Here is a 23,084-nt window from a genome sequence, read left to right on the forward strand (position 1 = left end):
GATGAAAAAGATATTAGCCCTACTAACTGTAATCACTTTTACATCGTGTGCATCAATTTATGTAAATTACGATTACGAAAAGCAAACGGATTTTACTAAATACAAAACCTACAATTACTATTCGGATATTGAATCGGGACTAAGCGAACTTGATACCAAACGATTACTAGATGCTTTAGATGAGGCCCTAGCACTTAAGGGGCTTATATTATCAGATACTCCAGATTTTTTTGTTGATATTACTAGCTCTGAATTTCAAAATGCTCAAAGGAATTCTGTAGGCGTTGGTGTTGGAGGAAGTGGTCGTAATGTCGGTGGCGGTATTTCTATTGGTTTGCCAATTGGTCAACCTAAATTGAGTAGACAAATAGTATTCGATTTCCACGATGAAAATGGTATTGGACTCTTTTGGCAAGCTATAAGCGAATCTGGTTATAATCCAAATACATCACCAGAGCAAAAAGAAGCTCGTATGAAAGCTATTGTTGAAAAAGTTTTAAAAGGATATCCTCCAAAGAATTAACCTTTTTTTATCAGTTAAGTATCTGTTAATTCGTTTTATGTGCGATTTTTAATGCCTTAATTTGGGATTAAATAAATCAATCATAAAATGAAAACACTTGTTAAATTATTACTTTTTACAATTTTTACAGTTTCAGTTCAAGCTCAAAATACCATTGAAGCTCCAAAAGGCTTCACAAATGATATTGGAAACATGGTATCAATGCTTGATAATTTAAAGCAACGAGTAGAACGATTGGTGGTCAACTTAAATCAAGAACAAACAGATTTCTTATTAGATGAGAATGCCAATAGAATAGGAGCAATCATTTATCATTTAGCAGCAACCGAAGCTTATTATCAAGTCTATACTTTTGAGAATAGAGGATTTAATAAAGAAGAAAGAGAAAAATGGGATATGGCTTTAAACTTAGGTGCTAAAGCTAGAAACGAGTTACAAGGGAAACCTATTCAATATTATTTAGATATTTATAACGATGTTAGAACTAAAACTAAGGAGCTTTTAAAGACAAAAGATGACAAATGGTTTTCTAAAAAGAATAGGAGTATGAGTAACCATTGGGCTTGGTTTCATGTTATGGAGCATCAAGCAAACCACATGGGACAATTGGCACTAATAACTAAGCGTTTATAAAGCAAAAAAGAGGCTTTAAGCCTCTTTTTTTTATGTATTATCCAACGAGTAAATCTTTGTATTTATCTTTATAACCAATAATCACTGCAATATTAAGTATTAATAAAGCTGCTGCTCCACCAACTCCTCCTTGGTCTAAGGTTAAATGAAATAATACGGCATTAACAGCAACACTCATTAGTATAAGAGCCATTAGAGCACCATATTTATTTAAAATCAAGGCTAATCCAGCAACCACTTCAACAATGCCCACCAGAGTTAAGGTTTTAGCACTTGATAATGCTCCAAAATAAGCGCCAGCTTCTGCAGACATTTCTGGCATTGGCATAAAATCGAAAAACTTGTTTAGTCCAAATACTAGAACAAATAGTCCAAGCAATATTCGAACAACCATAAAAACTTTTGAATTCATAATCTATATGTATTAGTTAGTAATGAGTTAATTATAAACTGTTTGTCGAAAACAAAGAAAGAAACTGACATTTATTCTAGTGAGATTCGGAAATAAACCCAGAACACTAAAATTAATTCACATTAACTCTAACACCCTCACTATGACTGCTAAACTCTGGAGCATACATGCTTTGTATGGTAGTGATACCATTACTCATATTTCCTGCATTGTTTACGCGTAAATCGTATTCAAATACATACACACCTTTTGGTAGATAGTCAAAAAAGAAGTTCGTGCTAGCGTCTTTAGTGCTTTGATAATAGCCTAAACCATCTTGCCATTTGTATTGAGACAACACATTTATAGGTTCCAATCCTGAAGCTCGCATATCTTTCATGTGAATAAATTCCATAGTTCTATCACTTCGTAATTCAATGCGGACTCTTACTAAATCACCAACTTGTAGTTTAGTTTCAGAAGTGATTTCAGTAATTTCTTCGCCTTTATCTGTATTGGTTTTTAGGAATAATTTTTTGTTTAATTTTAAAGGCGTTTCAGCTGAGGTAATCTTATCTAAATCCTCAAAATACTGCCAATACAAACTTCCCCAAGCAATACCTTTTCCTTTTTTTGTAAGTTTTACATCAGCCATTTCTGGTTGAATTTCGGAACCATTCCAAGAGGTCTTATAATAACCAGTACCAGCTTCAACTTTTACATTTTCTAGTTTTGAAGGACTAATTTCTTTCCCTCCTAAAACCACATCAACCATATCAGTAACGCTTAACCAATCACTACCTTGCAACAATAAAGCATATACAGCTTCAGTAGTTGCTTTGGTCGTTTTCCATTGGTTGGTTTGCTTGTTTTTAAGTAACCATATTTTCAGGTTATCAATCGTCTCTGTGTCATTTTCTATTTCCGAAAAAGCTTCAATTAGTAGGGCTTGAGTTTCAATTGGTGCTTGATACCAATACCATGAATTGGTGTTTTCTTTCCAATACATTCCTAATTCATCCGAAGTGATGCTATTCTCTTTTAATGACTTTAAAATTTTTGCAGACGTTGTGTTATCATCCATTCTATCTACAACCAAAGCCATCAATCCTTTTGCATACAATGAGCGAGATAGCCAATATTTTTTGATTTGAGAATGATAATATGCTGTGATATCTTCCACTTCTTTTGATTTTTCAATGTCTTTGAAGAAGCTTCGCATATACAAATAATGCAGTTGTGTATAGCTTAGATGGTCTTTGCTTAAGTCGACATCTTTATTGTATTTAGTGATGTTTTTGTACTCTTTTATAAATTCTGAATCCAAATATCTGATGGCTTTTTGAATCATAGACGTCTCGACGGAGCCTGTCCTGAGCGCAGTCGAAGGGCTCAGGGTGACACCTAACTGTTTTAAATGACCAAAACCTGTTATGATATGTTGAGTGATATAACGATTTTCGCGTCCACCATTAAACCAAGCCCAACCACCTGAAGTCATTTGACTGTTTTCAAGTTTATGTAAAGCCGATTGTAACTCGTTACTCATTTTATTCATGTCGAATAACAGAGCAATGCGTTTTTTCTGTTCGGTTTCGCTTTGTGCATCTCGTAACCAAGGTGTTTCTTGAATGAGAATAGATTTAAGTTCCTCATTTTTTTCAAGATTAGAAATAAGTGCGTCAGCATTTCTCCATTGATTAAAGACTTCTTGAATTCTAGGATTGCTATTTGCAATATGACTTGCTAAAGCATTGGCATAATAGCGTGAAAACGTTTGCTCATTACACTCATAAGGATATTCCATTAAGTATGGTAAGGCTTGAACAGCATACCAAGCTGGATTGCTTGTCATCTCTAATGTAAGTTTATGATGTTTAAGCGTTGTCGAGGTGTTTGTTTTTAGCTTATCTAAAGTGAATGTTCTGGTTTCGTTGCTTCTTATCCACATTGGTAAGGTTTCAGTCACTAACATTCTGTTACTTAAAACTGGTAAAGCGTTTTGTTCACCATCGCTAAAATCATTAGTTTTAGCGATCACTTTATACTGAACTGCCTGAACAGTCTCTGGGATGTTTAAACTCCAAGACACTTGAGTGTTGCCTTTGGCATCAACTTTAAATTCTTTATCTGTAAGCTTCATTGGAATTGTATAGTTTATTCCAGTTTTTCCAAGCAATTCAACAGTTAAGCTTTTACCAGTTATTGCATCTGTAAGTTCTAATCTAGCTGCGCCAGATAAAGTTTTATCAGTGAGGTTTGCAATTTTAGAACTAATGGTAATTTGGTCACCCTCTCGCAAAAAGCGTGGCGCATTTGGAATAACCATCAATTCTTTTTGAGTCAAGGTTTCTAAAGAAGTGACAGCACTTTCTAAAGTTTTAGTATGAGCTAATAATTGTAATTTCCATTTGGTTAAAGCTTCAGGTGTGGTGAAACTAAAGGTTACATTACCTTCTGCATCTGTTTGTAAATGTGGAAAGAAAAAGGTTGTTTCTTGAAGGTTTTTGCGGATTTGAATACCATCTGTATTAAATTTGCTTTTCTCTTTTCTTTTATATCCTTCACTGTTATATGCTAAAAGTACATCAACGTCTTCTTCTGTTGCTTCAACTTCAGTTAACACTATTTCTTCACTATCACTTATCATCATATTAGTAACACCAGAAGAAACTTTTCGTGAAGGTGATATATTAGCATAAGCATTTTCTCTGAAAAACCTAATATTCTTACCTCCAATATAAAACCCAAACCAATTTATTTGGTCGTATTGTTGTGCATTAAATTGATAATAAACAGGTATATCTCTTTGAATCCTAAAATTGACAGTCCCAAAACCTTGTCTAGCATTTCTACGTGAGTTACTGTAGTATGTTGGGTTTTGAATTGGGTTAAAATTCCAATTGTGTGGTTTAAATTGGTCTAAAGAGGCATCGTACATGCTTGCTAATAATTCGGCAGCGACTTTATCGCCTTTTGGACCTTTTATCTTAAAACTCCAAGTTTCGTCAGTTCCTGGTTGTAGCTTATCTCTAAAGGTGAGCGTTTCAATTTCTAAGTCGGTTTTTGGATAAGGTACACTAATGTTTACCACACCATTTTCAAAACTATTAAAGGCAGCAAAACTGTAATGCACAACAAAGCCTCCTAGGTCTTTTTTGTCGACAGGAATACAAATGGTTTCCTTGTTATTGTTAAGATGGATAACTTCAGTTTTAATGATGTTGTGGTCTTTTTCAATGTCAACGGTTACTGTGAGATTAGCTGCAGATGCAAATGTGATTTCAGCTGTATCTCCAATGTTATACTTCGATTTGTCAGTCGTAACAGCAAATAATTGGTTGTCAGAAACCTGCTTGTCCTTATCGCTATACAAGATGGTTTTTATTTGGTCTTTCACGTCTTGTCCAAATTTATCTTTGGTTATTAATACAATGATATATTGTCCAGACTCCCATTTTTTAATCTTTCCTAAAGCGAATTCTTTTGATGTTTCAGTATTGAAAGACTTTTCTAAAACAAGTGTTCCTTTTTCCCACTGATTACTATCATGTTCATTGGTGTAAGCATCATTTGGAAATAGTTTTTTGAACTCACTTTCAGATAGCATTTGATAATCTGGTGCTTTCCAAGGACGCTGTCTCAAGACAGATTTTGGAGCAATTAATTTATAGATTTTAATGCTTCCTTTTGCTGGTGCAAATTCACCATTCAGGTTTTTGGTGTCAATAGTTAGTTTATGCTCTTTTTGTGTTTTGTCCAGTTTAGCATCAACCGAAATATTGGCTGTTAAGGCATGATATCCAACATTAACAATAGTAGTTGCACTTCGTGTTTCACCATTTAAATCAGTGACATCTGCAATAATTTCATAATTAAAAATAGGTAAGCTGCTTTTATCGACGCTTTCATCTGGTTGCGCTTTAAAAGTGATTTCAAATTCACCTTTCTCATTTGTGATAGTTTCACCATGAGTGATTTCCTGTGGTTCACTATTAAACCAAGGACGATGCCAAAAATACCAACGAGGATATTGCACTTTTCTATGCACACGATACACCACTTTGGCATCTGTAATATTGCTTCCAGCATAAGCCAAAGCGTTTCCTTTTACAGTCACAGAATCGTTTATTTTATATGTTTCAGTAACTGGATTAAAAGTGGTTTCAAATTTAGGACGTTTGTATTCTTCGACTGAGATATAAGAATTAGTCCTAAATCTATTTTTTTCAACTGAATATAACTCAATTCTAAATTGACCATTTAGCCCATTATTAGGCAAAATAAATTCGCCTGACACTGAACCAAAATTGTTTGTTGTTAGTTTATGCTGAGATATAATTTCGTTATTTACGTCAAAAAGAGTGGCAGTGACTGCTTCTTTTTCTAAAACCTCTGATTTTCCATCTTCGGTTTTCATGGCAATGCCTTTAAAATATACTGTTTGTCCTGGCCTATAAATACTTCGGTCAGTAAATAAAAAAGCTCTAAATTCAGCTTCTTCTTCACTAAAATTTTCACGATTATTTACATAAAAATTATCGAAATAGGCTTTATCATTTTTTGTGCTAACTATAATGTCCAATTGCCAATAACGACCTTTAGTTTTTCTAATTTTAATGTCTCCGTTAGTATTGGTGGTTTTGTGTTCGGTTTGTTCTGTGCTATTGCCTCTACGAAAGTTTAAAGTCACTTTAGCATTTGCAATTGGTGCGCCATTATTTCTATTAATTACTTGGTAGATATGATGATTCGCATCACTTTTATCAACAATCGCCAAATTAGTGATTTGTACAGGTGCAAATGCAAACATGCTTTCTTTATCACTATCAGGTGATGCAAATACTACATAATAACCATTGTTTAATTCTGGCAATACAACTTCTGTGGAGTGAGTTTGATAATCGTGCTCATCACGTAAATTGCTTTGCCATTGTTTAGTAACTTTTAGTTTATTAATAAATGCTAATTGCTCTTCTTTTCTGTAAATTTTATTAAGTTTTTCAAGTTGATTTCTGCTTACGTGAAACACCTTGAAATTTAAATGGTCAAAATTCTTATAGCGAATGAGTAATCGAGAGTTTTTATCAATTGACAAATGACTTTCAGCTGTGATTTGTAAAGATTTTTTAAGGATTTGCTGCTTTAAAATCTGGCATTTTTCTGCGCCTTTGCTTTTAGGAAATTTGTTAATGACAGCATTACATATTTCAATTGCTTCTTTGAGTTTCCAGCGATGCGTTTCATTAGTTGTTGGTTGATAGGTGTCACCTTGTCGTCCGTAAATAGAAGCAATCTCAAAATCATATAAAGCAGAAACTTCGTGTGATTTTAAACGGTTGCTTTCAGCCTTTAAAGTTTCTAATAATTTAGTGTCAATATCACTAAAAGTTGCATGTTGTTTTACGTACAATAGTCGTTTAATGTCAACATCTGCAAGAGCATAATGCGATTTATCTTTTACATGAAACTGAATTAAATCCTGATACAATTTTAAGGTTTGTAATTGTAAAGACGTGCTATCTTTTGAAACGATGGCTAATTGCGAAAAACTTTTAGCATCATTCAAAAACTGCTCATTATCAATCTCAAATTTATAAGCAGGTTTAGTAATGCTGTTTTCGTCTGTTGTATAAAACTCTAAAGCATTATTAGCTAAAAAATCAAAGAGTGTTGGTCTATATGTTTTAGAATCTTTCTGAAGAATTAATAGCTCATCAAAGTTTTTTAAATCTTCTAGCTTCAACAATAATTGTTGTTTTAAAGAATTTTGGTAATGCAAGCTAATCTCATCAAATATAGTTTGTAAATCCCAAGTTCTAAAATCGTCTTTATCTACTTTTTCTGAAGTTTTAGTTCGGTTATAAAACTGCCATCTGTTTTGCTGGAAGTAATGCCAATAGAGATTAGCCAATAAGCTTTCTAATATGTTTTTTGTTGGAAATTCACTTTTAGAAATCTGTGTTTTAAAGTCGTTGATGATGTTTAATTTCGCATCTTCTTCAAGAATCAAAGCAAACTTGCTTTTGAATAAAAGCGCTTTTATCCGCTGAACATTATTATCATTTTTTTCTGCTTTAGCACTGATGACTTCAACCACTTCTAGAGCAGATTTTGGTAAGCCATCCACTTCAAGTTTCTCGACAGATTTCCATAAATCAGAGTAATTATTTTGTGAGTGGCTAAGGTTTGCAAATAGCAGAATCATTATGATGGTAATAGTTTTGTTCATGTTTATTAATTTATCACGATAATACGTTCAAAATGCGTTCCAAAAAATACGAAATGAGTAAAATACTTCGTTGGATGAGTAAAGTTACCTTTTTTTAAAGTCAACTAGAAAGTTTAATTTTACATTTTCGACAAAATAGCTAATGAAAAAGTTTTTGATTTTCTTATTTTTTCCAATGTTTGGCTTTTCACAATCTATCGTGATTGAGATCAATCAATTATTCGAACAAAAACGTTTTATTAAGGCGGAGGAAATAGCAAGTGATTATGCTAAACAAAACCCTAATAATTTAAAGGCTATTGAACTTTTGGGTGATGCTTATGGTCACCAAAAAAAATGGGATGAGGCCATTGAACAATACAAGAAACTGGTAGATACCGATGATGATAATGCTAATTATCACTATAAATATGGAGGTGCTTTGGGAATGAAAGCGCTTGAAGTGAATAAATTTAAAGCTTTAGGTATTATTGGTGACGTTAAAGAGGCTTTTTTAACAGCAGCAGAACTTGATCCAAAACATATAGATACGCGATGGGCTTTAGTGGAGTTGTACATCCAATTGCCAGGAATTATTGGTGGTAGTAAAAAGAAATCGCTCAAATATGCCGATGAGTTAGAGAACCTATCAAAAGTTGATGGCTACTTAGCTAAGGGTTATATTTATGAATATGATAAGGAGCCAAAACTTGCCGAAATCTATTACAAGAAAGCTATTGAAGTTGGTGGTTCGTTAACATGTTATGATAAACTAACGAAGCTGTACGAGTCGGAAAAACAACCGCAAAAGGCTATTGCAACCATAGAAGGAGCTTACGAAAAACACAATAAAAATCATTTGAATTATCAAATAGGTAAAGTAAGCTCAGATTATAATATTGAGTTGGACAAAGGTGAGCGTTGCTTGAAAATGTACATTGAAAATCATTCTGCAAAAGACGGAGTTCCGATAGAATGGGCATATTACAGATTGGCACAAATACAGAAGCACAGAGCAAATAAACAAGAAGCTTTAAAGTGGATTGATAAAGCGCTTGATATTCGGTCAGATTTTAAGCAAGCTAAAGAAGAGAAGGAAAAAATACTTTCGCTTTAGAATTTGGAATTTGGGTTACTATTCGTGAAATTTGTTGCTGTTGAATAACACACTATGAACGTACATTTTATTGCTATTGGTGGTGCTGCAATGCACAATCTGGCCATAGCTCTTCACAATAAAGGCTATAACATTACTGGAAGCGACGATGTCATTCACGATCCTTCAAAATCTAGGTTAGACGCTAAAGGCTTGTTGCCTGAAATTTTTGGTTGGTTTCCGGAAAAAATCACTCAGAATTTAGACGCTATCGTTTTAGGAATGCATGCCAAAGCAGATAATCCTGAACTATTGAAAGCTCAAGAATTAGGTTTGAAAATTTATAGTTATCCTGAGTTTTTGTACGAGCAATCTAAAGACAAAACTCGTGTGGTTATTGGTGGAAGCCATGGCAAAACAACTATAACGTCAATGATTTTACACGTGATGTATTATCACGACAGAGATGTAGATTATATGGTTGGAGCGCAATTGGAAGGTTTTGATGTGATGGTAAAACTCACTGAGGGCAACGATTTTATTGTGCTGGAAGGAGATGAGTATTTGAGTTCACCCATAGATAGACGCCCAAAATTTCATTTATACAAACCAAATATTGCCTTGTTAAGTGGTATTGCTTGGGATCATATTAACGTGTTCCCAACTTATGAAAATTACGTAGAGCAGTTCAATATTTTTGTAGATAGTATTGTGAAAGGAGGAAGTATTAATTACAATGAAGAAGATGCTGAAGTAAAGCGCGTTGTAGAAGCTTCTGAAAACACCATTAGAAAACTTCCATATAATACACCAGAATACACAGTTGAAAATGGAGTAACTTTATTGGAAACTCCTGAAGGCCCTTTGCCAATTGAAGTATTTGGAAAGCATAACTTAAATAATCTAGCAGGAGCAAAGTGGATTTGTCAACACATGGGAATCGATGAAGATGATTTCTATGAAGCTATTTCTACCTTTAAAGGCGCAAGCAAGCGTTTAGAAAAAATAGCTGAAAGTAATAAAAGTGTTGCTTTTAAAGATTTTGCACATTCGCCAAGTAAAGTTGAGGCAACCACTAATGCTGTAAAAGAACAATATAAAGATAGAGTAGTAGTGGCTTGTTTGGAGCTACACACTTACTCAAGTTTGAATGCTGAATTTTTAAAAGAGTACAAAGGAGCTCTAGATACTGCTGATGTGGCTGTGGTTTTTTATTCACCTCACGCTGTAGAAATTAAAAAATTAAAGGAAGTCACGCATGAGCAAATTGCCAATGCTTTTGAGCGTGACGATTTAATTATTTATACCAATCCAGACGATTTTAAGCAATTCCTATTCTCCCAAAATTTTGATAATAAAGCTTTACTCTTAATGAGTTCGGGCAATTATGGAGGTTTGGATTTTGAGGAGGTTAAAGCTCTTATCAATTAATAAAAATTAGGATTTCGTTTAACGTGTTTGTGTATGATTAGTTACGTGTTTCAGCAACTAATTTAGTAAACAAAAACGAACGCGAGAAAATTCCGAAGGAATTTTCATAAGTAGAAGAGAACAAGCAATTACTTAGAACCATTGTTGTGTGTAGGTTTTTTTTTCAATTTTCATTTACCCATTTTAAAGCAAAACCATTGACCTCATCCAAATGGTCAATCCATTCTTTTTTGCCCGATCCATCTGTTTTGGTTTCCATAAAAAAATGGTCACAGTTTGGAAATACTTTATAGGTTAAATTATCTTTCCCTTTCCGTAAGAATTCAAGTTTTGCGTAATCCATATTCAAGATACTATGGTGGTCATTTCCTCCAGCAACGTAAAGAATAGGGATGTCAAGCTTCAGCATATTTTCTATAGGGGAATTCAAGGTGAAACTACTCCACTTATAATAGGTTTCTCCAAACCATTCTTTTGTTGTAGATTTTGGGTCATTGTATATTTTTTCATATTCTGCATATAAAGAATCTATGTTTGACTGTGCTTCTTCATTAGACTTTTCACCATTCAAGGCTGAAACCCTTTCCATAAGGATAAAATCATACAAATGATTAAGTGAATTACCCATCATAGAAATTACATGCGTAACGTTTTTGTTCTTTATTGCTACTGCAGGCGCCACCTGAGAACCTTCTGAATGTCCCCAAACAATGACTGTGGAACTATCTACATTAAGTTTTTTTAATGCATCATTGATTACCTTGTCAGCGGAATTTGCTCTCCAATCTAAACCATACTTCTCACGATACTCTTCATTCAAAGGGTAATATTTCCTGCCTGAGGGTGTTACTTTGATGCTATCAACAAAAGGTGTATTGGGTTTGCTGATAAGAACAATATGATAATCGTTGCTTATGGATTTAAAACCCAGAGTAGTGCTGGTAGAATATCTCCCATTTGAGTTTGGCGAATACAAAGGGAAGTTCTTAGAACCCTGAAGATAAACAATTAAAGGTTTCTTGTCGCTAATTTTATTTTTGTAAACATGGTAATCAATTTTACCTAGATTATTGTCATTGATACTTATAGTTTTCCAATTATCTGTGATTTTCTCGTGTTGGGAAAAGATTTTTGAGCTCATTAGCAGCAGTAGCAGCAAGATACTTTTATTCATAAAATAATGGTTTTTTGGTTCAACTTACACTCAACTTATGATGTGTATGGAATCGTTTTAACTTTTTTTACACAATGTTAACGAAGTTAATCGCTTTTTCTTATAAAGTCAAACATGCTGATCCATCAAAATTGGGTTGCCTTCAGAATCTTCAATGACCAAGCTAGTGTTTTTTATCACAAAGTCAAGAGGTTAACTATGTTGTTCATTGGGTAATCCCAAAACATAATATCCCAAATTTTTACCATTGGCTTTTTTAACTGGTGATATTTCCCAAGTATAGGAATCATCTTTAAAATCTTGTAGTAAATACTCAATATCTTTAAAAGTATAAGTTCTAACTAAAGTAGCTTGTCCATCCCAAGCATAACAAATAGGAATAACTGGAATTAGATAAGTAAATAGCAGTTGATTCCAAGTTAACGACCTTACAAAAAGCGTCATAAAAAGTGACATTATAAAAAGTATTGCTAACGATAATGGTAATAGTATCCACCATAGCAAAATTGGAATTTTGTTTTCGGCTAATTCATAAATAAGTAACGGCTGTTTATTGTCTTGAGCCGATTTTAAAATACCTTTTGCTATGCTTGGAGGCATATGATGAAAACTAGCAATCATGGTTTTTAAGCCTTCTGGTACACTACTTAGATTAGTTGCGTTTAACGAGGTTTCTAAATATGAAATGTTTTTATGTTCGCTGTTAACGCGTTTAACTAATTTAGGATTTGGATGTAAATCTGTAAGAATGAGTTTTAACTTATTAGTTGTTTGCTCTTTGTTTAAGTTTTTTATCACTTCAGGCATCACGCCACCTGAACCAGAACCCAAATCGATGATTTGTGAAAAATGATGTTTCTTTTTTACAGTTGTAATTAAGTTAGTTAGAACTTCGTGAGTTCCAAAAAGTTTATGAAGCACGACTAGTAAATTTGTCATTCCTGTCCGTATTGGTTTTGGAAACCAATTAAAATCTTCAAATTCAAAGAGTTGGATGCGTTTCATATTATCGAAAAATTAATCACACATGCTGATCTACTAAAATAGGGTTGCCATCAGGGTCTACAATTACAAAACTTGCTGGACCTGATGTAGTTTCATCAGCTTCAGTAATCATAGTAAACCCTTTTCCTTTAAGCTCTTTTTGTATATCTCTAACATCTTTGAAAGATTCTAATTTATTGGCATTTCCATCCCAACCAGGATTAAAGGTTAAAATATTTTGGTCAAACATGCCTTGAAATAAGCCAATAGTAGTTGTGGCGTTTTTCATAATAATCCAATTCTGTTCTATATCACCACCAAATTTTGTAAACCCAAGTTGCTCATAAAACAGCTTTGACATTTTAATATCTTTTACAGTTAAACTTACTGAGAATGCTCCTAATTTCATGTCTTATGTTTTTAATTTTGTACTAAACTTATTTATGTTGCTCAAAGTCATTTATTATCCCATTATAAATCCACTTAGCTAAAGCCTCTCGGTTTTCGTGATTTAGTATTCGCTTTTGGTCTTTATCATTTTTTATGTTCCCCAATTCAATATATACCATAGGAGGTAATGTGTTTTTTACTAAATACAAATCACTTCTTGGGCTTACAGTTCCAGAATAATGTCTGTTTGGTTGATGTTTAGCATATTTTTGTTTAAAAGACTCGTGAATGTTTTTAGCTAATTGCTTTCCTTTTTTACTGTTTTTGTGATGATAGAAAAAAACATCGATATTTTTGCCTTTACTTCGGCTATCAACATGAGTAACAACTAATCTTTGGTACTTTGTTCCATGCTTCAAAAACAAATTATTTACGGCTTGAGTACGTTGCCTTAAACGTGATTTTTGACTTAAAGGGATCTTTTTATTTGGATAATTTAATTCATCATAATCAATTTTCAAGATTCGCTTATTTCTAATACCATCATCAGGGTCTTTAATAATTATATATACTTTGGCGCTACTAGAAATAAGCATCCGAGCTAGGCGTAAAGTTACATCGTAGGCATATTCATCTTCAGAGATTAATGTTTCATTATAGGTTTCGGTAGCTCCAGGATCTGGTCCACCATGACCAGAAATTAAATAGTAAATAGTACCATTTAGTTTTTTATCTTTAATAGTTACCGAAGCATACTCTTCACCAAAAATTGAAAACTCTTCTTTTTCTAATGCAGTAGTAATTTCTTTTAACTTAGGGGTTTTTTGTTTAATGCTATCCGTTTGGGTTGTAGAAGTGCTATCAGCTTTGGCTATATTAAGCTCTGGTAGTCTATAGATTCTACCAATAAATAGACTATTGTTTTTTCCTAAGTTCTTTTTGTTAAGTGTTATAAATTCTTCAAAATGTTTTAACGGATCTAATCCATTTTTACGAAGTAGAGAATAGATTCCTTCCCCTTTTATTGCAGTTACTTTGTTATGTGGAGTTTGACTAAAAACAAAATGACATCCAATGATAAAAAAGAATATAAAAGGTACTATTCTTGTCATAATTATTTAAAAATAGAATTTAAAAAGTTCTCAATACTCACTTGATTTGATCTAACTAGTTCTTGTTTGGCTCCGTCGATATCACTCTTCTTTTTATCTTGTGATAATTTGAATTTACCTTCCCAATCTGTAATAGTTATTTCAAACATTTTTATATAATCTAACGCAGCTTCCATTCTTGGATTGTCTGCTTCCAAAATATATTTATGCTTAGGTTGTTCTAAAAATTCTGTCATTATTATAAGCGATTCTTTTAAAGCACTCTTGCTTTCAATAGCCTTAACCTTTCCTTTTAAATGCACCTTTATGTAATTCCAAGTTGGCAACTGTGTTGTTGTATACACACTTGGAGAAATATAACATTGAGGACCAGAAAAAATGATAGTTACATCATTATCATCACGCATTAATTTGGTTTGAGGATTGTAAATATCAATATGACCAATTAGTTTTCCATCAGTTTCTCTATAAATTAAAGGTATGTGTGTGACAAGTGGTAGATTGTTTTTAACTGAAATGACTGTAGCTAAAGGATAAGCCTTAATCACTTTAATCATGTGATTAATATCATTTTCTTGATGATGAGGTGGTGGATAGTTACTCATTGTTATGCGCCAAATTGTGTTAAATGATGATCTAAATGTTTGTAGGCTGATTTCCCCCATTGATCTGCTGAAAATTTACCAAAATAAGGATGGTTTTTTGAAGGCTCAAAATAAGCCTTTGAGTTGCTCATTTTTTCAATCTTAGATTTTAGTTTTTTCTTTTCATCATCAAAAGAATAACTGTCTGTGATTACATACTCTTGTGCAGTAGGCAAGCCTTCTTTCCAAGGTTTATCGTTATACAATGCAGGGCTTATAATTTTGAAAAGAAATTTCTTTACAAAATTTGGCTTTTTTATGGTAGATTCTCCAAGAGATAATTCGATTGGTTTTTGACAATGAACCAACATTTGGTTCACACTCATTTTGCCCCATTTAGCTGGTGATTTTTCATCTAATTTTTCTATTCTGTCAAGAATTTCTTGGTGAGCTTCCGCTTCAAATAAAGATTTCATAATTTAATATTTAATTGCTTCTGAAATTTACAATATTTATATTTACTGAATGTCAGAAAAACCATCTTCTTTTTCCATAAAAAACTGGAATCAAGACGACCAACCTAGAGAAAAATTAAGAGACAAAGGAAAAGCGGCTTTGAGTGATGCTGAATTGGTTGCTATTTTAATTGGTTCAGGAAGTAGAAATGAAAGTGCTGTGGCTTTATGCAAGCGTATTTTGGCAAGTGTTGATAATAATTTAAGTGAATTGGGAAAGCTCTCAATTAAACAATTAATGGCTTTTAAAGGCATTGGTGAAGCAAAGGCTATTACTATTGCAGCAGCCTTGGAATTAGGTAGGAGACGAAGAGGAGGAGAGGCTCTTGAAAAGAAAAAAATTACATCTAGTGCATCGGTCTTTGAGCTTATGCAACCCATTATTGGCGAATTGCCACATGAAGAATTTTGGATAGTGTATTTAAACAATTCAAACAAAGTCATTCAAAAAAATCAATTAAGCAAAGGAGGCATTACGGGTACTTTAGTAGATGTTCGTTTGGCACTTAAAACAGCTTTAGAAGTTGGGGCCACAGGAATTATTTTAACTCATAATCATCCTTCAGGAGCTTTAAAACCTAGCGAAGCAGATAAACAACTAACATCTAAATTAAATACTGCTGCAAAAAGTTTAGACATAAAGGTTTTAGATCATTTAATTATAACTGAAAAAGCATACTTTAGCTTCGCAGATGAAGCTATGTTGTAAATTTACTTTAAGCTGTTGACTGTTACTAAAAATATGCTATTAGTCTATACTCATAAAATAACACCTCGTTTAAATTACATTTTTAAACAAGTTTGTACGCGTATTTTACATATTCCAGTATCTTTTACCACACAAGTCGAAGAGTTTATTGCTCATGATAGTTTAAAAATGTCTTACTCTGCACAACAACTAGGTAATGAGTTTCATATAAAAAGTCATTCAATCTTATTTGAACAAGGACTAGCCAATAATGATATTCATGTGCAAAACTGGGAGGAGACAAAGTGTTTCTTTTATAATGGAGAAAAGAGCTCAATACCTTTCGATGTTTTTGCGGCATCTTTCTATCTATTAAGCCGTTATGAGGAATATATGCCTCATGTAAAAGATAATTATGGACGTTTTACAGCCAAAGATAGTTTAGCATTTAAGCATGGGTTTTTAGAACAACCAGTAGTAGATATTTGGGCATACAAGTTTAGAAAAGCTTTACAGATAAAATTTCCTGATTTTCAATTTGAAGAGAGAGTTTATCGTGTAAAACCTGTTATAGACGTCCCAATGGCCTATTATTTTAGGCAAAAGGGTTTAATGCGAACTATAGGAGGGACTATGAATGATGTTTTTAGACTCAAATTAAAACAGCTGTACCAACGTTATTTGGTCTTATTGAGATTTAAAAGAGATCCTTACGATACCTATAAATGGATAATTAACATGCAGAAACACAGTAATAGTAAGTTTTTGATATGTTTTTTAATTGGTGATTATACAACTTACGACAAAAATATAAGTATCAATAAAAAAGAATTTGTGTCTTTAATAAAATCGGTAGCAGATTATTGTAATGTTGGTTTAAAGGCCTCCTTTTTTGCATTAGCAGATTTTAATATTTTAAAGAGTGAAAAATTAAACATGGAAACAACCATTAATACATCACTTGTGGCTTCCAGAAACTCATTTTCAAAATTAAATTTACCCCATTTATATCGTAATTTAATCGATTTAGAAATAAAGGAAGATTATACCATGGGTTATATTAGCCATATTGGTTTTAGAGCTGGAACTTGTACACCTTTTTTATTTTACGATTTAGATTACGAAATACAAACTCCTTTACTGGTAAATACATTTCATCTAATGGATTATGCCTTATTAAGACACGCTTCCTTATTAGATAAAAAACAAACTTTAGAAAAAATTATATTACAAATTAAAAAAGTGAATGGCACTTTTACACCAGTATTTCATAATTACTCTTTTAGTGATGACCCAAGATGGTTTGGGTTTAAGGAGTTATTTACTTTTGCATTAAATTCTGAACATGAAAATTAATAATATATCTCACGTTTTTTTTGATTTAGACCATACTCTTTGGGATTTTGATAAGAACTCAGGGCTAACTTTCGAAAAAATATTTCAATTAAACAATGTAGATACTAATTTAAAAGAGTTTTTGGAGGTTTATGAACCCATTAACTTTAAATATTGGAAATTGTATAGAGAAGAAAAAATAGAAAAATCAAAATTACGTTTTGGTCGTTTACATGATGCGTTTAGTGAGCTGAATGTTGCTGTAAAACCTAGCTTGATTTATAAACTATCAGAAGATTACATTGCTCATTTGTGTACGTTTAATCATTTATTTGATGGTGCTATAGAAATCTTAGACTACTTAAAACCAAAATATCAACTACATATAATTACCAATGGTTTTAAAGAGGTACAACAAGGAAAGTTAAACAATGCCAATATAGAACACTATTTTGATACTGTAACAAATTCCGAAATGGTGGGAGTAAAGAAACCAAACCCTAAAATATTTAATCATGCCCTCGGTTTGGCAAAAGCAAACACAAACAACAGTATTATGATTGGTGATAATCTAGAAGCAGATATTTTTGGAGCCTTAGGTGTTGGCTTGGATGCCATTTGTTTTAATTATCACAACGAAAATTTAAACGGAGAAGTAAAACATGTTGATAACCTCATAGAATTAAAACAATTTTTATAATTACAAAATGTATCTTTATCACAATAGATTAATTAGAATAAAATGAAAAAATTATTGATAATATGCCTGATTTTAGGCAGCATCTCATCGACAATAGCACAAAAAAATATTAACGATTATAAATATGTAATTGTGCCATATAAATACGATTTTGTAAACGAAAAAGATAAATATCAACTTAATTCCTTATCCCAATTTTTGTTTAATAAATATGGATTTGAAGCTATTATGGAAGATGCAGATTTCCCTGAAGATTTAATTAGAAATAGGTGTTTAGCATTAAGAAGCGACGTCATTAAGGAAAGCGGTATGTTTACCACTAAATTAAAAGTACAATTAAAAGATTGTAATGGAGATGTTATTTATACTACTAAAGTAGGTGCCTCTAGAGAAAAACAGTATAAAGTGGCATATAATATTGCAATTAGAGAAGCTTTTATGGATTTTGAAACAGTAAATTACAAATACCAACCAAATGAAGCTATTTTGGCTAAAGCTATTGTAGATTCTGGAGAGGACTCAAAAGAAGAACTTCAGAAGTTAAAAGAAGAAATAAATACCCTAAAACAAAAACAAGCAGAAGTAAAAGAAATTCCTGAAAAAAAAGCGGCAGCAGAAGAAAAGATAGAACCTAAGATGAAAGCTGTAAAAGAAGTCAATCAAGTTGCAAAAAAAGAAGCTTCTGAAATAAATATACTATATGCTCAAAAAATAGAAAACGGCTACCAGTTAGTAGATAAAACCCCAAAGGTAGTAATGATTATGCTTGAAACTAATTTGGAAAATGTGTTTTTGGTGAAGAACGAAAATGCTATTGTTTATAAAGAAGATAGCTTTTGGTATTTATCAAAAAACGATGGGAAACAAGCAACTGTAAAAACTTTAAATATTAAGTTTTAATAGTCGTATTTATCTTTCCAACGATTTTTTAAAAACTCGCGCATTCCTTTTTCCCGTGAGTTTTCACCTGGATCATAGAGTTTAGTACCAGATATATCATCTGGGAGGAATTCATGAAGCGCAAAATTATTTTCATGGTTATGCGCATATTGGTAATTATCGCCATAACCTAATTCCTTCATGAGCTTTGTTGGTGCATTTCTTATGGAAAGCGGCACACTTAAATCGCCAGTTTCTTGTATCAATTGTTGCGCATCTTTTATGGCTTTATAAGCTGCATTGCTCTTTGGTGAACACGCCAAATAGGTAACACATTGGCTTAATATAATTCTAGATTCAGGATTACCAATGGTTGAAACTGCTTGAAATGTACTATTAGCAATAACCAAAGCTGTTGGATTTGCATTTCCTATATCTTCACTTGCTAGAATCAATAATCTTCTTGCAATAAATTTCACATCCTCACCACCTTCAATCATTCTAGCCAACCAATACACAGCAGCATTTGGATCGCTACCTCTAATAGATTTTATTAATGCCGAAATAATATCGTAATGCTGTTCGCCAGTTTTATCATATCGAACTGTGTTGTTTTGCACTTTTTGTAAAACGGCTTCGTTGGTAATTATAATTTTATCAGAATCGTAAGAATTAACGATTAGTTCGAAAATGTTCAATAATTTTCTAGCGTCACCTCCAGAAAGGCGTAATAGAGCTTCTGTTTCGTCGATGATTATGTTCTTTTTGGATAGAATGTCATCTTTTTCAACAGCACGCTTTAAAAGGCTCTCTAAATCGTTTTTATCGAAAGAATTTAAAATATAGACTTGACAACGAGATAGCAATGCAGGAATAACTTCAAAACTTGGATTTTCTGTTGTTGCTCCAATGAGTGTTACCAAACCTTTCTCTACGGCTTGTAGCAAAGAATCTTGTTGCGATTTACTAAAGCGATGTATTTCATCAATAAACAAAATTGGATTTTTTGTAGTAAATAAGCCTCCGCTTTGCTTTGCTTTATCAATTACCTCACGTACATCCTTCACTCCAGAATTAATAGCACTTAAAGTGTAAAAAGGTCTTTTAGATTCATTCGCAATGATATGTGCTAACGTAGTTTTTCCAATTCCTGGTGGTCCCCAAAGTATAATAGAAGGAATAATTCCTTGCTTAATAGAACTTGTTAGTGAGCCATTAGGACCAATCAAATGTGACTGACTAATATAATCCTCTAAGGTTTTTGGTCTTAAACGTTCTGCTAAAGGTTCGTTCATATTGTAAAATTAAGCCAATTATTTATTATTTTGATGACAAAGTTTCATAATCAATAGCTTTGGTTAGTTATTTGATTAATAACGACTAAAAAGAACCATGAACAATCAAGATCAATTTAAGTATACAACAGGAGTCATTGGTTTTCCATTAGCCTTTGTAATAATTTTATGGTTAATTTTTTGGTTTGAAGTTAGATTTGGGTTCAGTTTTAATGATTTAGGAGTATATCCTAGAACCTTAAGCGGATTAAAAGGCGTTGTTTTTAGTCCATTTGTTCATGGCAGTATGGAACATTTGTATCATAACTCTATTCCACTTTTTGTTCTATCAATGGCATTGTTTTATTTCTATAGAGAAATTTCATGGAAAGTTATTGGTTACGGAATCTTATTATCTGGACTGCTTACTTGGTTTATTGCACGTCCATCTTATCATATTGGAGCAAGTGGATTGATTTATGTTCTTATGAGCTTCATACTTTTTAAAGGTATCTTCGCAAAACATTTTAGGCTTATTGCTTTATCGTTATTGGTGGTGTTTCTTTATGGCTCTATGATTTGGTATGTATTCCCAATTAAAGAAAAGGTTTCTTGGGAGGGACATTTATCTGGATTAATTATAGGATTTGTTTTTGCATTATTTTTTAGAAAGTCGATTGCAAAGCCTAAAAAATATGCTTGGGAACAACCAAATTATAATGAAGATGATGATCCTTTCTTAAAACATTTTGACGAAAATGGAAATTTTATTGAAACTTTACCAGAGGAGTCTGAAATAGTAGAGGAGCATAAGCCTAGATTAAAAATAACCTATCATATTAGGCGAAGTAGTAAAGATTAGAGTCTTTGCCTTACCACTTCATATAAAAAGGCACCACAAGCTACCGAGACATTAAGAGAGCCTATATCGCCATACATAGGGAGTTTTGCTCTGTCATCAGCGAGTTTTAAAATTGAGGATGATACACCTCTACCTTCAGATCCCATGATTATAGCACAAGGTTCTTTAAAAGATACATCATAAATGTTGTTGTCGGTTTTTTCAGTGGCTGCTATCACTTTTATTCCAGATGCTTGTAAATAGAACATGGCATCTTTTATATGGTCTACTTTACAAATGGGGATGTTAAAAACAGCACCAGCACTTGTTTTAATCGTATCACCATTTACGGGAGCACCTCCTTTTTTCTGAATAATAATACCATTAACTCCTGTACATTCAGCAGTTCTTATAATAGCACCAAAATTTCTAACATCACTTATTTGATCCAGAAGTAAGAATAATGGGTTTTTCTCAGATTCAATAACATCTAAAACTAAGGTTTCTAAATCATGAAATTCTATAGGTGAAATTTGTGCAACAACACCTTGATGGTTTTTATTTGATAGCCTGTTAAGTTTTTCAATAGGGACGTAAGAGGTATTAATGGAGTGTTTGCGAAGTAGTTTATCTAATTCTAAAAACAATTCTCCTTTAAGTCCTTTTTGTACAAATACTTTATTTATAGTTTCTCCAGAATTTATAGCTTCTATAATAGCGCGAATCCCAAAGATTTTTGTTTCTTTTTCCATGAATGCAAAAGTAGGTAAAATAAAAAACTCCTCTAAACATTGTTTAGAGGAGTTAATGTATATGAAATATATTTTATTTCTTTATCTCCAACCACCAGTTGAATAATCTTCACCAGCAACACCTTCTGTGCCACCTAAAGTATAATATTCAGCTGGAATAGATTCTAATGCACTTCCAGGTACAGGGAAATGTAATAAAGTACCTGCTTGTAAAAGATCTTCTTTTCTCATTTCACAGAATCCAATATAAGGTGCTGTATATGCAAACTCAACCATTCTTTCATAGTGAATTGCATCTGCAATTTCTTGAGCATCAGCAGCAACTGGAGGTAAATTTCCTCTAGTAACTCTTGTTCCTGCATTAATTACAGCGGCAGCACCAGCTAAATCTGGAGCAGCTTTGTTTAATAATGCTTCAGCCATGTACATATCATTCTCAGATTTTGAATACTCAACTACGTTCATAGTCCAATACGTGATATAGTCATCATATCTACTATAACGATAGCTACTGTAGTGATATTGACCTCTTTCAGGACGGAAGTTGTTAGAAGATAAGTAACCATAATCAGTTGCTAAACGAGCATCATCAGATGTAGATTCAGCTTGAAACGTTACACCATCTTCCCAATAATCAGGAGTAGAAGGATCCATCATGTTAATAACTCTCATGTCAACTCTTGCCCAACCTGGATATACTAAATATGTTTTAGGAACTAAATCATACCAAGTAACATCATCCATATAGATCTCAAAATCTTCTGTAATACCATTTTGCGTATAGGTTAATACTCTATCCCAATCTATTGAAGCTTTTTGAGTACTATTTCTTACGTTACCTACTAGCCAACGAGCACCAAGACTGTTCATGTATTTTACAGCATTTGCACCAGCACCACCAGGGATAATAGCTTCATCAAAGGTAATACCATTGGCTGAAGCAAGAGCAATAGCTTCGTCTAACTTATTTAAAGCAAATGTCATTGCTGCTGCATAACCAGATGCGCCTTCAAGACCAGGTCCAGCTACAACACCATTTTCGTCAGATAACCATACTTGATCAAATACTATAGCTAATTGTGCAATAGCAGTAGCTTGAGCAAACTTAGCAATAGTCATAATTTTATCTGGATCGTCAAATTCAGTGCCATTTTGAACAGCTAATGCTAAAGTATTGGCATCAGAAAGTACCGAATACATAGAATTAAAATAAGATCTTGTAACATTGTTACCGTATGCTGGTGAATTGTTAAATGCCACTCTTGGCTCACTAGATAAATCTCTCATACCAAAGTTACCCCAAGAACATGAAGTAATGTCTGCCATTGTAGCAAATGCTGCAGCAGGAGAGGCTGTACTGTGAGATGTCATAAATAAGTTTCTTACTACGCCATCTGCAGTTGCAGATAAGGCTACAGGATCAGATGTTAAAATGTCATCGTTTGGATTTTCTAAGTTGTCTACATCTAAATCTGTAGAGAAGTCGTCACATGACACTCCAAATGCTAATAGTGCAGCCAAAGAAAATATGTTAATTACTTTTTTCATAATATATGTTTGTTTTTTTAATA

Annotated in this window: 20 protein-coding genes; 9 read left to right on the forward strand and 11 right to left on the reverse strand. The window is 32.9% G+C overall.

What is annotated here, in order from left to right:
• Position 1 precedes the first annotated feature (1 nt).
• A complete protein-coding gene (locus HB672_RS05595; RefSeq protein ID WP_167609047.1) occupies positions 2-523 on the forward strand; it encodes a DUF4136 domain-containing protein in 522 nt (173 codons plus the stop codon).
• 87 nt (positions 524-610) lie between these two features.
• The gene (locus HB672_RS05600) at positions 611-1,156 is read left to right on the forward strand and encodes a DUF664 domain-containing protein (protein ID WP_167609050.1); all 546 of its coding nucleotides are present in this window, start codon (positions 611-613) and stop codon (positions 1,154-1,156) included.
• Between the two features lie 37 nt (positions 1,157-1,193).
• Here HB672_RS05600 and HB672_RS05605 read toward each other — a convergent pair whose 3' ends face one another.
• Together HB672_RS05605 and HB672_RS05610 are read right to left on the reverse strand one after the other, a co-directional pair.
• Positions 1,194-1,568 carry a DoxX family membrane protein gene (locus tag HB672_RS05605; protein WP_167609052.1) on the reverse strand — a complete coding sequence of 125 codons (375 nt, stop codon included), beginning with the start codon at positions 1,566-1,568 and terminating at the stop codon, positions 1,194-1,196.
• Between the two features lie 112 nt (positions 1,569-1,680).
• Complete coding sequence (locus HB672_RS05610) at positions 1,681-7,779, reverse strand: MG2 domain-containing protein (RefSeq protein WP_167609056.1); 6,099 nt, start codon at positions 7,777-7,779, stop codon at positions 1,681-1,683.
• A gap of 142 nt (positions 7,780-7,921) precedes the next feature.
• Here HB672_RS05610 and HB672_RS05615 point away from each other — a divergent pair, with 142 nt between their 5' ends.
• Both HB672_RS05615 and HB672_RS05620 read left to right on the forward strand, forming a co-directional pair.
• Positions 7,922-8,875, forward strand: a complete 954-nt coding sequence (locus HB672_RS05615; RefSeq protein ID WP_167609059.1) for a tetratricopeptide repeat protein — start codon at positions 7,922-7,924, stop codon at positions 8,873-8,875.
• Positions 8,876-8,929: 54 nt separating this feature from the next.
• On the forward strand, positions 8,930-10,285 hold the full coding sequence (locus tag HB672_RS05620) for a Mur ligase family protein (RefSeq protein WP_167609063.1): 1,356 nt from the start codon (positions 8,930-8,932) through the stop codon (positions 10,283-10,285).
• A gap of 163 nt (positions 10,286-10,448) precedes the next feature.
• Here HB672_RS05620 and HB672_RS05625 read toward each other — a convergent pair whose 3' ends face one another.
• From HB672_RS05625 to HB672_RS05650, 6 genes are all read right to left on the reverse strand, one after another.
• Complete coding sequence (locus tag HB672_RS05625; RefSeq protein ID WP_167609066.1) at positions 10,449-11,459, reverse strand: alpha/beta hydrolase; 1,011 nt, start codon at positions 11,457-11,459, stop codon at positions 10,449-10,451.
• Positions 11,460-11,651: 192 nt separating this feature from the next.
• On the reverse strand, positions 11,652-12,464 hold the full coding sequence (locus HB672_RS05630) for a hypothetical protein (RefSeq protein ID WP_167609069.1): 813 nt from the start codon (positions 12,462-12,464) through the stop codon (positions 11,652-11,654).
• Between the two features lie 16 nt (positions 12,465-12,480).
• Entirely contained in the window at positions 12,481-12,852 is a 372-nt protein-coding gene (locus HB672_RS05635; protein WP_167609072.1) for a VOC family protein, read from the reverse strand.
• A 28-nt stretch (positions 12,853-12,880) separates the two neighbouring features.
• Positions 12,881-13,945, reverse strand: coding sequence for an N-acetylmuramoyl-L-alanine amidase (locus tag HB672_RS05640; protein ID WP_167609075.1), 1,065 nt, complete (start codon positions 13,943-13,945; stop codon positions 12,881-12,883).
• A gap of 2 nt (positions 13,946-13,947) precedes the next feature.
• Positions 13,948-14,550, reverse strand: coding sequence for an FMN-binding negative transcriptional regulator (locus HB672_RS05645; protein WP_167609079.1), 603 nt, complete (start codon positions 14,548-14,550; stop codon positions 13,948-13,950).
• A 2-nt stretch (positions 14,551-14,552) separates the two neighbouring features.
• Complete coding sequence (locus tag HB672_RS05650) at positions 14,553-15,005, reverse strand: DUF1569 domain-containing protein (protein WP_167609082.1); 453 nt, start codon at positions 15,003-15,005, stop codon at positions 14,553-14,555.
• Between the two features lie 49 nt (positions 15,006-15,054).
• On the opposite strand from HB672_RS05650, the gene radC reads away from it, so the two are divergent.
• The 4 genes from radC to HB672_RS05670 are packed head-to-tail and all read left to right on the forward strand — an operon-like array spanning position 15,055 to position 18,667.
• A complete protein-coding gene (gene radC, locus HB672_RS05655) occupies positions 15,055-15,753 on the forward strand; it encodes a DNA repair protein RadC (protein WP_167609085.1) in 699 nt (232 codons plus the stop codon).
• A 33-nt stretch (positions 15,754-15,786) separates the two neighbouring features.
• Entirely contained in the window at positions 15,787-17,088 is a 1,302-nt protein-coding gene (locus HB672_RS05660) for a polysaccharide deacetylase family protein (protein WP_167609088.1), read from the forward strand.
• Positions 17,078-17,767 carry a YjjG family noncanonical pyrimidine nucleotidase gene (locus HB672_RS05665; protein ID WP_167609093.1) on the forward strand — a complete coding sequence of 230 codons (690 nt, stop codon included), beginning with the start codon at positions 17,078-17,080 and terminating at the stop codon, positions 17,765-17,767. Before HB672_RS05660 ends, HB672_RS05665 begins: the two co-directional genes overlap by 11 nt.
• A gap of 42 nt (positions 17,768-17,809) precedes the next feature.
• Complete coding sequence (locus HB672_RS05670; protein WP_167609096.1) at positions 17,810-18,667, forward strand: hypothetical protein; 858 nt, start codon at positions 17,810-17,812, stop codon at positions 18,665-18,667.
• Here HB672_RS05670 and HB672_RS05675 read toward each other — a convergent pair.
• Complete coding sequence (locus HB672_RS05675; RefSeq protein WP_167609098.1) at positions 18,664-19,941, reverse strand: replication-associated recombination protein A; 1,278 nt, start codon at positions 19,939-19,941, stop codon at positions 18,664-18,666. The genes HB672_RS05670 and HB672_RS05675 overlap by 4 nt on opposite strands.
• A 97-nt stretch (positions 19,942-20,038) precedes the next feature.
• On the opposite strand from HB672_RS05675, the gene HB672_RS05680 reads away from it, so the two are divergent.
• Positions 20,039-20,782: a rhomboid family intramembrane serine protease gene (locus HB672_RS05680; protein WP_167609101.1), complete on the forward strand. Its 744-nt coding sequence runs from the start codon at positions 20,039-20,041 to the stop codon at positions 20,780-20,782.
• Here HB672_RS05680 and rlmB read toward each other — a convergent pair.
• Positions 20,779-21,513, reverse strand: a complete 735-nt coding sequence (rlmB, locus tag HB672_RS05685) for a 23S rRNA (guanosine(2251)-2'-O)-methyltransferase RlmB (RefSeq protein WP_167609103.1) — start codon at positions 21,511-21,513, stop codon at positions 20,779-20,781. The two genes, HB672_RS05680 and rlmB, sit on opposite strands and share 4 nt — an antisense overlap.
• 81 nt (positions 21,514-21,594) lie before the next feature.
• Positions 21,595-23,061, reverse strand: a complete 1,467-nt coding sequence (locus HB672_RS05690; RefSeq protein ID WP_167609106.1) for a hypothetical protein — start codon at positions 23,059-23,061, stop codon at positions 21,595-21,597.
• Between the last annotated feature and the right edge of the window lie 23 nt (positions 23,062-23,084).

The organism is Gaetbulibacter sp. S0825 (genome assembly GCF_011777505.1).
Lineage (GTDB): Bacteria > Bacteroidota > Bacteroidia > Flavobacteriales > Flavobacteriaceae > Pontimicrobium.